11 protein-coding genes are annotated in these 15080 nt (G+C 41.3%); 6 read left to right on the plus strand and 5 right to left on the minus strand.

Going from position 1 to position 15080, the window contains the following annotated elements; genetic code table 11:
- Positions 1–9: 9 nt before the first annotated feature.
- A complete protein-coding gene (locus QVH07_RS01420) occupies positions 10–1434 on the minus strand; it encodes a circularly permuted type 2 ATP-grasp protein (RefSeq protein ID WP_289998339.1) in 1425 nt (474 codons plus the stop codon).
- A gap of 173 nt (positions 1435–1607) precedes the next feature.
- Between QVH07_RS01420 and QVH07_RS01425 the strand changes: the two genes are divergently transcribed.
- Positions 1608–2513: a YitT family protein gene (locus tag QVH07_RS01425; protein ID WP_289998340.1), complete on the plus strand. Its 906-nt coding sequence runs from the start codon at positions 1608–1610 to the stop codon at positions 2511–2513.
- Positions 2514–2541: 28 nt separating this feature from the next.
- Here QVH07_RS01425 and metG read toward each other — a convergent pair whose 3' ends face one another.
- Together metG and QVH07_RS01435 are read right to left on the minus strand one after the other, a co-directional pair.
- Positions 2542–4602, minus strand: a complete 2061-nt coding sequence (metG, locus tag QVH07_RS01430; RefSeq protein ID WP_289998341.1) for a methionine--tRNA ligase — start codon at positions 4600–4602, stop codon at positions 2542–2544.
- 71 nt (positions 4603–4673) lie between these two features.
- Positions 4674–5306, minus strand: a complete 633-nt coding sequence (locus QVH07_RS01435; protein WP_289998342.1) for a TetR/AcrR family transcriptional regulator — start codon at positions 5304–5306, stop codon at positions 4674–4676.
- 134 nt (positions 5307–5440) lie between these two features.
- On the opposite strand from QVH07_RS01435, the gene ligA reads away from it, so the two are divergent.
- The 5 genes from ligA to QVH07_RS01460 all read left to right on the plus strand — a co-directional run bounded on the left by ligA (position 5441) and on the right by QVH07_RS01460 (position 11039).
- Entirely contained in the window at positions 5441–7897 is a 2457-nt protein-coding gene (ligA, locus tag QVH07_RS01440; RefSeq protein WP_289998343.1) for an NAD-dependent DNA ligase LigA, read from the plus strand.
- A 39-nt stretch (positions 7898–7936) separates the two neighbouring features.
- Entirely contained in the window at positions 7937–8788 is an 852-nt protein-coding gene (gene dapA / locus QVH07_RS01445; protein WP_289998344.1) for a 4-hydroxy-tetrahydrodipicolinate synthase, read from the plus strand.
- Positions 8789–8790: 2 nt separating this feature from the next.
- Positions 8791–10038 (plus strand): exodeoxyribonuclease VII large subunit, encoded by a 1248-nt coding sequence (gene xseA, locus QVH07_RS01450; RefSeq protein ID WP_289998345.1) that lies wholly within the window; start codon positions 8791–8793, stop codon positions 10036–10038.
- Complete coding sequence (gene xseB, locus QVH07_RS01455; protein ID WP_289998346.1) at positions 10031–10219, plus strand: exodeoxyribonuclease VII small subunit; 189 nt, start codon at positions 10031–10033, stop codon at positions 10217–10219. Before xseA ends, xseB begins: the two co-directional genes overlap by 8 nt.
- A 112-nt stretch (positions 10220–10331) precedes the next feature.
- The gene (locus QVH07_RS01460; protein ID WP_289998347.1) at positions 10332–11039 is read left to right on the plus strand and encodes a hypothetical protein; all 708 of its coding nucleotides are present in this window, start codon (positions 10332–10334) and stop codon (positions 11037–11039) included.
- On the opposite strand, the gene QVH07_RS01465 is transcribed toward QVH07_RS01460, so the two are convergent.
- Together QVH07_RS01465 and QVH07_RS01470 are read right to left on the minus strand one after the other, a co-directional pair.
- Positions 11040–11555 (minus strand): UpxY family transcription antiterminator, encoded by a 516-nt coding sequence (locus tag QVH07_RS01465; RefSeq protein ID WP_289998348.1) that lies wholly within the window; start codon positions 11553–11555, stop codon positions 11040–11042.
- 123 nt (positions 11556–11678) lie between these two features.
- A complete protein-coding gene (locus QVH07_RS01470) occupies positions 11679–15080 on the minus strand; it encodes an efflux RND transporter permease subunit (RefSeq protein ID WP_289998349.1) in 3402 nt (1133 codons plus the stop codon).

Below are 15080 nucleotides of genomic sequence, written 5' to 3' on the forward strand. Positions count from 1 at the left end.
AATCTCTTTTTAATATAAAACCCAAGTATCCTTACTTCCTCCACCCTGAGAGCTGTTCACTACCAAAGAGCCCTTCTTTAAGGCTACTCTGGTCAAGGCTCCAGGAATCACTTCAATGCCGTTCCCATATAAAATGTACGGACGTAGGTCCACATGTCTTCCTTCTATCCCATCTTCACAGAGAGTAGGAACAGTCGACAAGGAAAGCGTAGGCTGGGCAATGTAATTTTTAGGATTATTTTTTATTAACTCTCTGAATTTATCATGCTCTTCTTCGGTTGCTTTCGGTCCGATAAGCATGCCATATCCTCCAGCAGCATTGGTTTCTTTCACTACCAGCTCATGAATATTTTCAAGAACATACTCCCTCTGATCATTCTCTCGGCATAGGTAGGTGGGTACGTTATTAAGGATAGGTTCCTCATTCAGGTAGTATTTAATTATTTGTGGGACATAGGCATAGACAGCTTTATCATCAGCAACTCCAGTCCCAGGTGCATTTGCAAGAGCAATATTTCCAGCCTTGTATGCATCAAAAATACCGGGTACTCCCAGCATGGATTGCGGATTAAAGGTCAATGGATCCAAAAAGGTATCATCAATCCTTCGATACAACACATCAATTTGTCGCAGTCCCTTGGTCGTTTGCATGTACACTTTTTGGTCTTCGACCAAAAGATCCACACCAGACACCAGTTCCACACCCATTTGAAGAGCTAGGTAAGAATGCTCGAAATAAGCCGAGTTGTAAATCCCTGGGGTTAAAACCCCTACCACAGGTTTGGTCTTATCACTAAGGAATTGAAGCATATTCAAGAGCTTAGTGGGGTAATCAGCAACCGGCATTACTCCCTGATCCTGGAAAAGTTCTGGATGAACCCTCTTTATGATTTCTCTGCTTTCCAGCATATAAGAAACACCTGAAGGGCATCTTAAATTATCCTCAAGGATATAATACTCACCATCCCTATTTTTAATCAAATCAGTTCCTGTGATATGGCACCAAACCCCTTTTGGTGGAGTGAGCCCGATACATGGTTCCAGATAATCCTTACTTTTCAGGATTAGCTCACTTGGAATGATCCCATCTTTCAGAATACTTCTCTCATTGTATATATCCTGTAGGAACATATTCAAAGCTTTAGTCCTCTGTTTGAGTCCGGCTTCGAGGTTCTTCCATTCAGAATTTGGAATTATTCGTGGGATTATATCTAAGTGTAATATTTTTTCAAGGCCCTCATTATCATGGTAGACATTAAAAGTCATCCCCATGGATCTTTGGGTTTGATTAGCGGAATGCTGAAGATTTTTCATCTTCTTTTGTGGAGTTTTCTCCAAACGTTTGAAAAATTCCTCGTAGTGAGGTCTGACGTGGCCATCACTTGTGATCATTTCATCACAATGGTCCCCTGCAGCGTAGTTGTCTAGTTTCATTTGGTAAAATCTTAAATAGGTTCGGTCAATTAGTATAAAATTTAATTATAAAAAAGAAAGGAGACAAAGGAATATTTTATGAATAGCGGAACTGAGTTCATCGGTATTAACTGAATTTCGATTAATTTCTAAGGAAGAAGCCTTCTTTTTCATTTTTCAATTAATTTACCCCGATGGAACCATCAAAAAGAGTCTCAGCCTTATCTCACTGGATTTATAGTGTATCGCCACGGCAAAGGTTAAAAGATTTCCTGTTCATTTTCATTGGAGTAGTAATGGCCAGTATAGGCCTGAAAGGGTTTTTATTTCCCAACGGTTTCTTTGATGGGGGAGCGATGGGGGTTTCCCTGCTTCTTCAGATTATCACTCCATTGGATCTATCTACCCTGATCATTTTGGTGAATCTGCCCTTTATTTTGCTCGGGGCAAAGCAGTTTTCTATTCCATTTGCCATAAAGAGTAGTCTGGCCATATTCGCTCTGGCATTCTTAGTGCATTGGATTGAAATTCCTGCAATTACGTCGGATAAGCTTTTAATCGCAGTATTTGGAGGTTTTTTTCTGGGAAGTGGAATTGGTTTTTCTATTCGGGGTGGTGCAGTGATCGATGGAACTGAAGTTCTGGCCATTTCTGTCAGCCGAAGAAGTAGTCTGACCGTGGGTGATTTTATTACCGTCTTTAATGTAGTACTCTTTTTAGTCGCGGCCCTCTTTGTGAATTTGGAAACAGCCATGTATTCCATGCTTACCTATTTCTCCGCGTCCAAAACTGTGGATTTTATCATAAATGGTGTGGAAGAATACCTTGGGGTCATGATTATGTCACAACTCTCGGATGAAATCAAAGCTATGATTGCTCACGATTTAGGCCGAGGTGTAACCGTTTTAAAGTCTGATGCCGGGTTTGGTAAAAACAATGAGCACTTGCCGGACAAGAAGGTTCTTTTCTGTGTAATCACAAGGCTTGAGGTCACCCGATTGCTATCAGAGATCGACAAGATGGACCCAAAAGCTTTTGTGATTCAATACCCGATCAAGGACACCAAAGGTGGAATGATTAAAAAAAGGCCTTTACATTAAAAACTTTCTACAGGAGATTTTAACTCAATTAAGAAACCGTCGAACCTGGAGCGGTTCCTTCGTGTGGTTGAATCAGCTTGAGTTTTCCGTCTTTGTCCTCTGCCATCAAAATCATCCCCTCAGAGTCAATTCCCATCATTTTCCTTGGAGCTAGATTGATCAGCATAGTCACTTGCTTTCCAACCAGAAACTCAGGTTCAAAGTGCTCAGCAACACCACTTAAGACTGTACGCGTACCAAGACCAGTATCTACCTTAAGCTTTATTAGCTTTTTAGACTTAGGCATCTTTTCTGCTTCCAAAACAGTAACCACCCGCATATCTAACTTCACAAAGTCGTCAAATGAAATGATATCCTTCATTGGCTCTGCCTTAGCATCTGCCAATTCATTTTCTTTTTTAGCATCCATAAGTCTTTGTATTTGCTTTTCGACTACCTCATCCTCAATTTTTTCGAATAAGAGACCGGTTTTTTGAACTAATTCACCAGCTTCGAGGAGATCGGCATTACCTGCGTTTTCCCACTTTTGGCCTTCCATTCCAAAAGATTCCTTCAACTTCGCTGACGTAAATGGAAGAAATGGCTCAGAAAGAATGGCCAAATTAGCCGCGATATTGAGGGCAATATTCAGAATGGTTCCTGTTCGGGTCTCATCGGTTTTGATGGTTTTCCAGGGTTCTGTATCTGCGAGGTATTTATTCCCTAACCTTGCTAGCTCCATCATGGTGGCTAATGCCTCACGGAACCTGTATCGCTCTAGTGAATCGGCGATTTTTGCAGGGAAGGAGTTAAGCTCATCAAGAATTTCCTGATCATAGCTTGACAATTCGGCTTTGGCAGGTACTGCCCCATCAAAGTATTTATGAGTAAGTACAATGGCCCGATTAATGAAATTACCGTAAATCGCCACAAGCTCAGAGTTATTTCTGGCCTGAAAATCCTTCCAAGTAAAATCATTATCCTTCGTCTCGGGTGCATTGGCAGTAAGCACATATCGAAGTACATCCTGCTTACCTGGAAACTCCTCCAAGTATTCATGTAGCCAAACTGCCCAGTTTCTGGAAGTGGAGATCTTATCCCCTTCCAGGTTTAAGAATTCATTCGCAGGGACATTATCCGGAAGGATAAATTCCCCATGAGTTTTCAAAATCGCGGGGAAAATGATGCAGTGAAAAACTATATTATCCTTGCCGATAAAGTGAACTAGTTTCGTCTCCTCATCTTTCCAATATAATTCCCAATCCTTATCTGTCTCGGCTGCCCATTCCTTAGTGGCAGAGATATATCCGATTGGGGCATCAAACCAAACATAAAGAACTTTGCCTTCCGCACCTTCCAGAGGAACAGGAATTCCCCATTCCATATCTCGGGTCATGGATCTTGCCTGCAATCCATCGCCTGCCTCAAGCCAGGACCGACATTGGCCTAAAACATTATTCTTCCAATCGTCTTTATGCTCCTCAAGAATGTATTTTTTCAAAAACCCAGAATACCGAGCCAAATCCAAAAACCAGTGCTTGGTTTCTTTCAATACAGGGGTCGCACCGCTTAATTTTGATTTTGGGTTGATTAGCTCCGTAGGGCTTAAAGAGCTCCCACATCGCTCACATTGGTCGCCATAAGCATTCTCGTTTCCACATACGGGACAAGTTCCTTCTATGTAACGATCCGCTAAAAACTGTTCCGCTTCTTCATCATAGTATTGTTCGGTAACCTGCTCGATGAATTCACCTTTGTTATACAAATCCTTGAAAAGCTCCTGAGCAGTTTCATGATGAACTTTATTAGAGGTCCTGGAATATTTATCAAAGCTGATCCCGAATTCTTCAAAGCTTTTCTTCATCATCCCATTATATCGATCCACGATCTGCTGTGGAGTCAAGCCCTCTTTCTTTGCCTTAATGGTTATGGCTACTCCATGTTCATCAGAACCACAGATATAAGCCACATCACGACCTCGGCTTCTCAAATATCGAACATAAATATCCGAGGGGATATAGCATCCTGCCAGATGACCGATGTGTAATGGTCCATTGGCATATGGAAGGGCTGAAGTAACTGTATAACGTTTAAAGTTCTTTTTACTCATGGGGTGCTAAAACAAAGGAATCACTTTGAAAATTCGACGGCAAAGATAGAAAAATAAGGAGACAGGAATTCTTATCCCTTCACAAATTCCTCCCTCGCCTCTTCCGTCAAAACTCCCTGATAAATTATCGAGACGGCCTGATCGTAAATCTCTGCTGGAGACAAAGTCATATTTTTCACGATCAGCTCAGGGAATTGAGCTTGAAAATTTGGGTCGATCAAAGACTGAACCGCTGAAGCATAAAGCATTACAATCAGGCTCACATTAAGCTTTGGGTTCACAAAACCTTCCTCCACACCCTGCAAAATCAATTCATGAAATCGAACATAAGCAGACTCATTTATGTAATCTCTGAGTTCCGACCAAAGCTCTGGAGCAAACTCTCGTAGATCAGCAAATAATTCGGGATTAATTGGAGCAAGATAAGATGCTATGGTGGTCAAAGTCGATTTCAGCTTCAAGGGAAATGGAATGTATTTATTATCCTTTATCGCCTCTACTTTTGATGTCATTTTGGTCTTAAGCATCTCGAAGGAAGCTTCTAAAAGCTCCAATTTCCCAGGATAATATTTGTATAAGGTTTTTTTACTCATCCCTAAAGCCATAGCAATGTCATCCATGGTGGTATGCTTATACCCCTTTTTCAAAAAAAGATCATATGCCTTGGACAGGACCTTGGTTTCGTTGCTGCTGTGGGTGCTCATGCTGAAAATTTGATGGCAAATATAGACAATCCTGAGGGGGAGAATCGAATAATCCAAGAGCGGTGTTTTTGAAGGTTTGATTGATTGCTCATTGCGTAGTCAAATTGTATTTTTACCCTCCTAAAACCATTAGAATGACCAAAAAAGAAGCCCAATCCAGAATAGAGGAGCTTTCGAAGCAAATCAACCACCACAACCAGCTTTATTATCAAGAAAGCAAAACAGAAATCTCCGATTATGAATTTGATCAGCTTCTGGAAGAGTTGATTGGGCTAGAGGAAAAATTCCCGGAATTATTAAAAGCTGATAGTCCCTCTCAAAGGGTTGGAGGAACTATCACCAAGGAATTCGAAACTGTGGTTCATGAAACCCGCATGCTTTCCCTGGGGAATACGTATTCTTTTGAGGAACTTCAGGCCTTTGACGAAAGGGTTGAAAAAGGCTTAGGCAGCAAAGGTTACGAATACTTTTGTGAGCTTAAATTTGACGGAGTGGCTATCTCACTGGTATACGAGAATGGAGAATTGGTTCGGGCAGTGACGCGCGGAGATGGATACAAGGGCGACAATGTGACCGAGAATGTAAAAACCATTCGGAACATCCCCCTGAAAATCCACCATCCTGATGTTCCTTCGAAATTTGAAGTACGAGGAGAAATATTCCTGCCAGTTTCAGAGTTTGAAAAGATCAATGCAGAGAAGGCTGCTGCTGGTGAGGCTCTTTTGGCTAATCCGAGAAACACGGCTTCCGGAACCTTAAAAATGCAGGATAGCGCAGTGGTAGCCAAGCGTAGATTAAACTGCTATTTCTATCAATTACTAGGAGATGAAATAGGCGTAGAAAGCCATGAGGCAGCAATCCATTTAATTGAGAAATGGGGATTCAATGTTTCCAAAACTTACAAGAAAGTAGCTTCTATTGACCAGGCAATTCAATACATAAATGAATGGGAGCAAAAACGGTTTTCACTTCCTTTAGAAACCGACGGGGTAGTGCTTAAGGTCGACAACTATGACCAGAGGGAAGAGCTTGGGTTTACTGCCAAAATTCCAAGATGGGCCATCGCTTACAAATACAAAGCTGAAAGTGCTATAACCGAGCTTTTATCCGTGACCTACCAAGTGGGGAGGACTGGAGCCATCACGCCCGTAGCCAACCTTTCTCCGGTTTCACTGGCTGGGACCACAGTGAAAAGAGCATCGCTTCATAATGCGAATGAAATTTTAAGGTTGGATCTCAGAGAAGGTGATTTTGTCCATGTGGAGAAGGGCGGTGAAATAATCCCTAAAATCACTGGTGTAGACCTTTCCAAAAGAAAGGAATTTGTAAAACCCATTCAATATATTACTCACTGTCCCGAATGTGGTACTGAGCTGGTTCGCAGGGAAGGGGAAGCCAAGCATTTTTGTCCAAACACCAAAGGATGTCCTCCACAGGTTTTGGGAAGAATTGAGCACTTTGTGAGCAAAAGGGCTATGGACATTGACTCCATGGGGTCAGAAAGAATCAGGGCGCTTTTGGAAAGGGGCTTTATTAAAAACTACTCTGATTTATATTCTTTGGTAGACAAAAAAGAAAGTCTATTGGGCCTTGAAATGTCTCAGGATCAGTATGAAAAAGAGGGAGAGGGTTTATTATATATCAGTGTAGAAAAAGCCCTCTACGCTCTAACTGATGTTATTTCTTTAAAGCAAATACAAGATTTTCTAGCAGAAAATACCGAAGTACCATTCGATGAAACTCTGAAGCTTTTCAAGCAGGCCATCAGGAATTGGAAGAAGAAAGTTCCGAGCAACACCGGGATGATTGAATATCTCCAGGCACATCTTCAGGACCACCCAGAATTCCCAAAACTTGAGGATTATTTACCCGTTGCTCTGGTTCTTGATTTGTTGCTTGGAAGAAGAGTTTCCCTGGAAGAACTCACAGAAATCAGTAAAACCAAGGGGACAGTTCATGGGATAATGCTGAAGTTGGACTTAGAACTCAGCGAAAGCGTACGGGAAAAAATAAAAAAGTTAAAAGCCAATACTTTCCAGGAAGGTGTGATCAAGAATATGATTGATGGAATCGAGGTTTCAAAAGCCCAGCCATTTGACAAAGTCTTATTCGCACTCGGTATTCGAAATATTGGTGAAAATACGGCCAAGATACTGGCTAACTATTTTGGGGATTTAGATACGCTAAAAGACGCCTCGGAAGAAAAATTGCTTGAGATAAATGGAGTGGGTGAAACTCTGGTGAAAAGCCTCAGAGAGTTCTTCGCTGATCAGGATAATCTAGATGCCATTGAGGCACTAAAGTCCTATGGATTAAATTTTAAAGTTTCCGAAGAGGATAATCAAAAACTTGGTGAACAGCTCGCAGGAAAGAAAATTCTCGCAAGTGGAAAACTGGAGAACTTTTCACGCGACGGAATCAAGGAGTTTGTTCAATCACACGGTGGTCAATATGTGAGTAGTGTTTCGAAAAACCTTGATTTTATTATTGAGGGTGCTGACATGGGGCCCAGTAAAAAAGAAAAGGCAGAAAAACTTGGAGTACCCATGATTTCAGAATCTGAATTTTTAGCCATGGTGGGGAAACAATGAAAGCAAGAAACCATTTCAGTTTAAATTGAATTAAGAAGAATGAAAAAATTGCAAGGAACAGGAGTAGCATTAGTCACCCCATTCAATGATGATCTTTCGATAGACTTTGAGGGTCTGAAAAGATTAATCCAGCATGCAAGCAATGGCGGTGCCGATTATCTGGTAGTAATGGGAACTACGGGTGAGGCTCCTACTCTTTCAAGGTCTGAGAAAGCTGAAGTTTTGGCTAAAGCCAAAGAGTTCAATGAAAAAAATCTTCCAATCGTTTATGGAATAGGAGGAAACAGCACCCAGGCCGTAATTGACGAGATTCAAGAGACTAATCTGCAGGGTGTTGACGCCATACTTTCTGTAAGTCCTTACTATAATAAACCTACTCAGGCGGGTATTAAAGCCCATTTTGAAAAAATAGCCGATCATAGCCCCCTCCCGATTATTGTGTACAATATTCCAGGCAGAACTATGTCTAATATGGAGGCAGAGACTACTTTGGCCTTAGCCAAACATCCAAAAATCATTGGAATGAAAGAAGCAAGCGGCAAATTGGATCAATGCAGAGAAATAGCATTGAGAAAACCTGATGATTTTTTACTGATTTCTGGAGATGATGCGCTTACGGTGGCCATCCTTGAGTTAGGTGGGGATGGAATTATTTCTGTTCTGGCCAATGCGATTCCGGGAGCTTTCAAGAAAATGTGTCACGGGTCAGATCTAGAGGCAGAGCAAGGACTTTCAGAAGTTGAGAAATTTAATGACCTGATGTATTTAGAGAGTAATCCTGTAGGAATCAAGAATCTTCTAAAGCACAAGGGGATTTGCGGGGATCAGGTCAGATTGCCTTTACTCCGTGCATCAGAAGAATTAGATAAGAAAATTAAAGCCCAACTGTAGTTTTGCAGCAAGCGATCACCGTATCTCAGTTAAACCTCAAGATTAAATCCACTCTTGAAGGCAACCTTGAGCCCACTTATTGGGTGGTGGGAGAATTAACTGACTTTCGGGTAGCTGGACAGGGTCATGCATACTTTGAGCTTGTAGAAAAATCAGGAAACTCAATTCTGGCTAAAATCCGATCGAATATCTGGGCTTTTAGCTATCGAGAAATAAGCTATCGGTTCGAACAAACCACTGGTTCCGAACTAAAAACAGGAATGAAAGTGCTGGCTAAGGTGGCTGTTATCTTTCATCCTATCTATGGCCTAAGCGCCAATGTCAAGGATATCGATGCTTCATTTTCTCTAGGAGAAAGAGCCCGAATCAAACAAGAGACGATCGACAGACTGACCAAGGAGGGGCTTATTAATTTAAATTCTAGTATTCCTCTTTCTCAGGTCCTTCAAAAAGTCGCCATCGTCAGCAGTAGTACCGCAGCGGGATATCAGGATTTTGTGAGACAGCTGGAGACAAACAACTCAGGGTATAAAATTTATCATAAACTTTTTCAGGCAACCCTTCAGGGAACCAATGCGGCAAAAAGTATCATTGATGCTTTGGATGCAGCAGAAATGGCAAATGAGAATTTAGGGTTTGATGCGGTCGTTTTGATTAGAGGAGGGGGCGCACAATTAGACCTGGATTGCTTTGATGAATATGTACTGGCAAAGCGTATAGCAACCATGCGACTTCCGGTTCTCACCGGTATTGGTCATGAAAGAGACGAAACCATAGCGGACTTAGTTTCCCATACACCTTTAAAGACCCCGACTGCTGTAGCTGAGTTTGTTTTAAGCAGCTTCAGGGAATTTGATGAAAATCTCAGGCTGGCGTTTATACAAATTGAGAGATTGACAAGAAGTCACTTTCAGCTTGAGAACAGCCAACTGGAAGCTCGACTTAGGAGCATACAGCACCAATCAAAAGTTATCCTTCAAAATTCTTTGCAAAAAATTGATTCCATTCAAAATCGGATTGAATTAATTTCCAGAAACTCATTGAATTTGAGAGCTTTGGAACTTACCCAAATAGAGAAATCTTTAATGAACCTGGATCCGATCTCCGTGATGAAAAGAGGTTTTTCGAGAACAGAAAAAGATGGCATACCCATCGATAAATTGGACCTCAAACAAGGGGATTCAATCAAAACTTATACCCTTTCAAAGACCATTGAAAGTGAGATCAAAAAAGTAGAAAATCATGAGTAAACATAGCTATGCAGAGGCCTTGGCCAGACTTCAGGAGATACAATCTCAATTGGAATCTGGGGAAAAGGGAGTGGATGAACTTTCGAAACTTGTAAAGGAAGCATCCAGTCTAGTGAAGGAGTGTAGGAAAAAACTCAAGTCCACAGAGGAAGAAATCCAAAAAGCTTTTGAGGAGGATTGAAATACAATAATTGGAGTAAATCCAAGTTTTAATGGAAAAGTGAATTACTTTTGCTGGCATATTTCTTGTGCTTTCATAGCTCCGCAAAAGAAAGACCTTTCAAGGCTCTCCCATGAAAAAAATTACCGGAATTCTATTTTGTAGTTTATTGTGCATCAGCGCATTAAATTCCTTTGGCCAAAACTTTTACAAAGAAAGAGTTTCCAGAGACCATATAGTTTCCTTCGGTGTAGGCCCCTCCTTCGCTTACATCGATAATGGTGGTCAATACAGGGATTTCAATTTTGCCATAAAACCTTCTGTCACCGCTTCTGTGCTTAAAAGAATGACCCCGGTAATCGACTTAAGGGCAAGCCTTGGAGTGCAGTGGATAGAAAACGGAGGAAACCCTCCTACCGCAATCAGAGATCAATGGTTCTTCAATGGATCGTCTTTTACTGTCAAGGGATCTTCTATTTTCTTTGATGTCATGCCAACCTTTAATTTGGTTTCGTTTGACAATCACATCTATAGAAGCAAAGTAAATTTATATGGTGGTGCAGGTCTGGGAATAATGTACACCATGACCGAGCAGAAAAAATCTTTTAGTGAGGAAGAACGGCCTACCGATGAATCAATCACAACTGGATATGTACCAGTTAGAGCAGGTTTAAGTTTCAAAATAGGTCCTTACTCTGATATCGCCGGAGAAGGGACCGCTCTATTTACGTTTACCGATAATATCGATGGAAATATCGGGTCAAACAGATGGGGGGATCACCTTTTCAGTGCTCAGATTGTCTATAGGAGATACTTTATTCCAAAGTCCCTCACGAGATAATCAGGCACTGGTTTTCGTTTTAATCACCTCCAGATATTTCCTTGGAACATTGATCAACATGTTTTGATCAATTCCTGGCACCCTGATTACAAAGTAGTCCTTATTTCCCTTCTCGATGCATTCCCCAGTCATGTGCTGCAATGGCCCAGCGATTACTTTTACCTTTTCGCCAGGTTCGATATCAGAACCATCTGTCTCTACATCTACTCCTGTGGCTACTACCCTTTTGATTACATCGATTACCTTCTCATCAATCGTCGCGTGCTCACCTGAAAAGTGTACGAATTTTACAGCACCCGGAACCTGTAGGCATTCCCAAAGTTGATTCCTTCTGGTTTTGACAAAAACATAACCATTGAATAGGGCCTTCTGGACTTTTTTCTTTCGGTCAGACCACTGCCTTAATTCCTCCACAATCGGTAGATAAACTTCCCATCCACGTTCCTTAAGCCTATTAGCAACCTTCTTCTCAGATCGGGAGGCTGTGTACATCACATACCAATTCAATTCTTCCATCTCTGTTAAAATTTGGGAATTTGAAATTAGAGAATCTTTCATTGAATGCGAAAATCAGGCAAATAAAAACCTCCGAAGCAGTGCCTCGGAGGTTAATAAAAAAAACCACCAACCTTAATTCGATTATGCTCTCAACTTTCGGATTTTTAAGTTCATCCGATCCGTGAGTAAATACATAACCGGTACAATCACTAACGTAAGGAAGGTTGCAAAGGTTAGCCCGAAAATGACAGTCCAAGCCATTGGTCCCCAGAAATCTGCATTGTCTCCTCCTATGTAAAATTGAGGGTCAAATGAAGAGAGCAAACTTCCAAAATTTATATTCATCCCTATCGCAAGCGGGATCAATCCCAATACTGTTGTAATAGCTGTTAGCAATACTGGTCTCAAACGAGTTTTCCCAGACTCTACAATACTCATTGTCAAATCCTCAAAGCTTAGAGACTCACCATCTTCTAAACCAAGCTCTTCCCGCTTTCTTGCTCTTACCAAGTTTGTGTAATCAATCAATACAATAGCATTATTCACCACAACCCCTGCTAGAGAAATAATTCCAATTCCTGTCATGATTACCACGAACTCCATATTAAATATTGTCAAGCCCAGAAATACACCTATTGTACTTAAGACTACAGAAGCCATAATGATGAAAGGTGTGGTCACTGAGTTAAACTGGGCTACTATGATCAAGAAAATTAAAGAGATGGCAATCATCAACGCTCTGACCAAGAATTCCATAGACTTCGCCTGCTCTTCTTGCTCTCCGGTAAACTTCACAGAAATTCCATCTGGAACATCATAATTAGCCAAGACAGACTGAATCTGCTGATTGATTTCAGTGGCATTATATCCGTCAAGAACATTAGAGTACATGGTAATGGCCTTTTCCAGATCTTTTCTTTTAACTGAACCATAGGTCGAACCATATTCAATATCAGCCACGGCTGAAATTGGCACTTCTCTTTTTGTGCCAAACTTATCTCTAAAGCCTATTTTCTTATTTACTAAAGTGCTAACATCATATCGATAATTCTCATCCAAACGTAGTTGGATAGGATAATCGTCTTCTCCCTCTTTGTATTTGGACACTTCCAAACCAAAAAGTGATGTTCTCAAGTCAGTAGCAATACTGGAGGTGGAAAGCCCAAATCTCCTTGCTTTGTCTCTGTCCACATTGATAATCAATTCAGGGTTACCTAAAGAAAGGTCAGTTTTCAACTCTTCAATACCAGCTATATTCTGCAGCTCGATAAAGTCCCTGGTTTGGTTTACATAAGCGATCAGCTGTTCATAATCCTCTCCCACAAATTCAAGATTGATGGCTTTACCCACCGGAGGACCATTTCTTTGCTTATCGACAGTGATCAGGACTCCAGGATATTTTTCCACTAGGTTCCGGATCTCCTCCATCGCTAGGTTTGTATTGATACCCTGTCGATCTATATAATCCACAAAGCCGATTGTCATCTTAGCCTTATGCGGTGTAGCCTGATTGGATGGACCTTCAGTAGGGTCTCCAGTTCCTTCACCCACCTGGGTGATCACAGATTCAATGATATCCTCATAATCTGCCAAAGCAACCATCACTTCATCTTCCATTTCATCCACAAATTCATTTGTAGCTTCGATATCGGTTCCAATTGGAAACTCGACAAAGACATTTACAAGCTGAGGTTGATTATCAGGGAAAAATAGAACCTTTGGCGACCGAACAAAGAAGATCATCACAGCAGCGATCAACAGAACGAATGTTCCACCGAAGAAGACATAAGGTCTAAATCCTGAAAGGGCAAATTTTAGTGTAGACTCATAGACATTTTCAAGGTTCACAAGGAAAACTGTTTGGAACCACTTAATAGCCTTCCTCAAAACAAAGAGATTAAACAAAGTCAACACTGATGCCACGGCCATCAAGGTGCCCATTGCAGTCACTCCCAAAAGATAGAAAATGATAGAAAGCACCAATAGAATACCGGCCACGATCAAGCCCTTCCTTTTTGGCTTTTCCTTCATTACATCCTCTACCTTCATGAATAATGAAGTCAATACTGGGTTGATGACCAAAGCCACAAATAATGAGGAGGATAACACGATGATCAAAGTGATAGGAAGGAATTTCATAAACTCCCCAATGATGTCATTCCAGAATGCCAACGGTAAGAAAGCGGCAAGAGTAGTCATGGTCGAAGTAATGATTGGCCATGCCACCTCTCCTACTCCTTCTTTAGCGGCTTGGATAGCAGGCTTACCCTCAGACATGAGCCGGTAGATATTTTCTACCACCACAATTCCATTATCCACCAACATCCCCAATGCTAAAATCAGGGAAAATAACACCATCAGATTCAATGTGATCCCGAAGGAATTTAAGATCAGGAAAGATATAAACATGGAAAGCGGTATAGCGATACCCACGAAAAGCGCATTCCTAAATCCAAGGAAAAACATCAATACCAATACCACTAGGATCACCCCAAAGATGATCGAGTTCTCAAGGTCACTTACCTGAAGTCTTGTCTGCTTGGATTGATCATTTGTGATAGTAATCTCCAAATCTGGAGGAAATCTATTCGCCTTAGTCTCATCAATTAGTTCTTTGATTTTATCAGCGGCATTAAGAAGGTTTTCCCCAGATCTTTTCACCACATTAATGGTAACTACTGGAAGGTTCTTACTTCTGGCGTAAGTGGATCTATCCTTATAGGTGTCCAAGACCTCGGCTACATCTCGCAGGTATACTATCTTCTGATTGTCAGTTTTTACAATTATGTTTTTCAACTGCATAGGATCAGAAAATTCTCCGTCCACCCTTACGGTCCTTTGGAAATCTCCTGTTCTGATATTTCCACCTGAGATGGTCACATTTTCCTGCTGGATGGCCTGAGCAATATCATTAAAACTCACACCTACAGCTTCCATCTTGTATGGATTAGCATTAATCTGAATCTCTCGTTCTACCGTTCCCGCCAGATCCGCACTGGAAATTTCTCCGAGCTTTTCAATTTCATCCTCAAGATACTCTCCAAACTTCTTCAATTCGGCTTCAGAGTAATCTCCGGAAATATTCACGTTCATAATTGGGAAATCGGAGGTATTGATCTCCAAAACATTCGGATCTTGATCCAAGTCAGTAGGAAGCTCACTTTTTGCTTTGTCCACCGCATCTTTCACATCCTGGAGCGCTTTGGTGATTTCAATCCCTGGATTGAATTCTACGACTATAGAAGAAAAATCCTGAACGGATGTGGAATTAATGTCCTTGATGTCATTCAGCGACTTTAACTCTTTTTCGATTGGCCTGGTAATCAGATTCTCCATATCCACAGGAGAATTACCCGGATAAGGAGTCCCGACATAAACTGTTGGGATCACTATCTCAGGAAAACTTTCCTTTGGCATGGTCCGATATGCGCTCAGACCAAGAACTGAAATAATCAAAGTCAGAATTACAACCGAGGTAGCATTGTCTACACTAAGGCTGGATAATCCAAATTCTCTGACCGTTTTACTGTTTGTGTTAGCCAT

This window comes from Algoriphagus sediminis, from assembly GCF_030403435.1.
GTDB classification, from domain to species: domain Bacteria; phylum Bacteroidota; class Bacteroidia; order Cytophagales; family Cyclobacteriaceae; genus Algoriphagus; species Algoriphagus sediminis.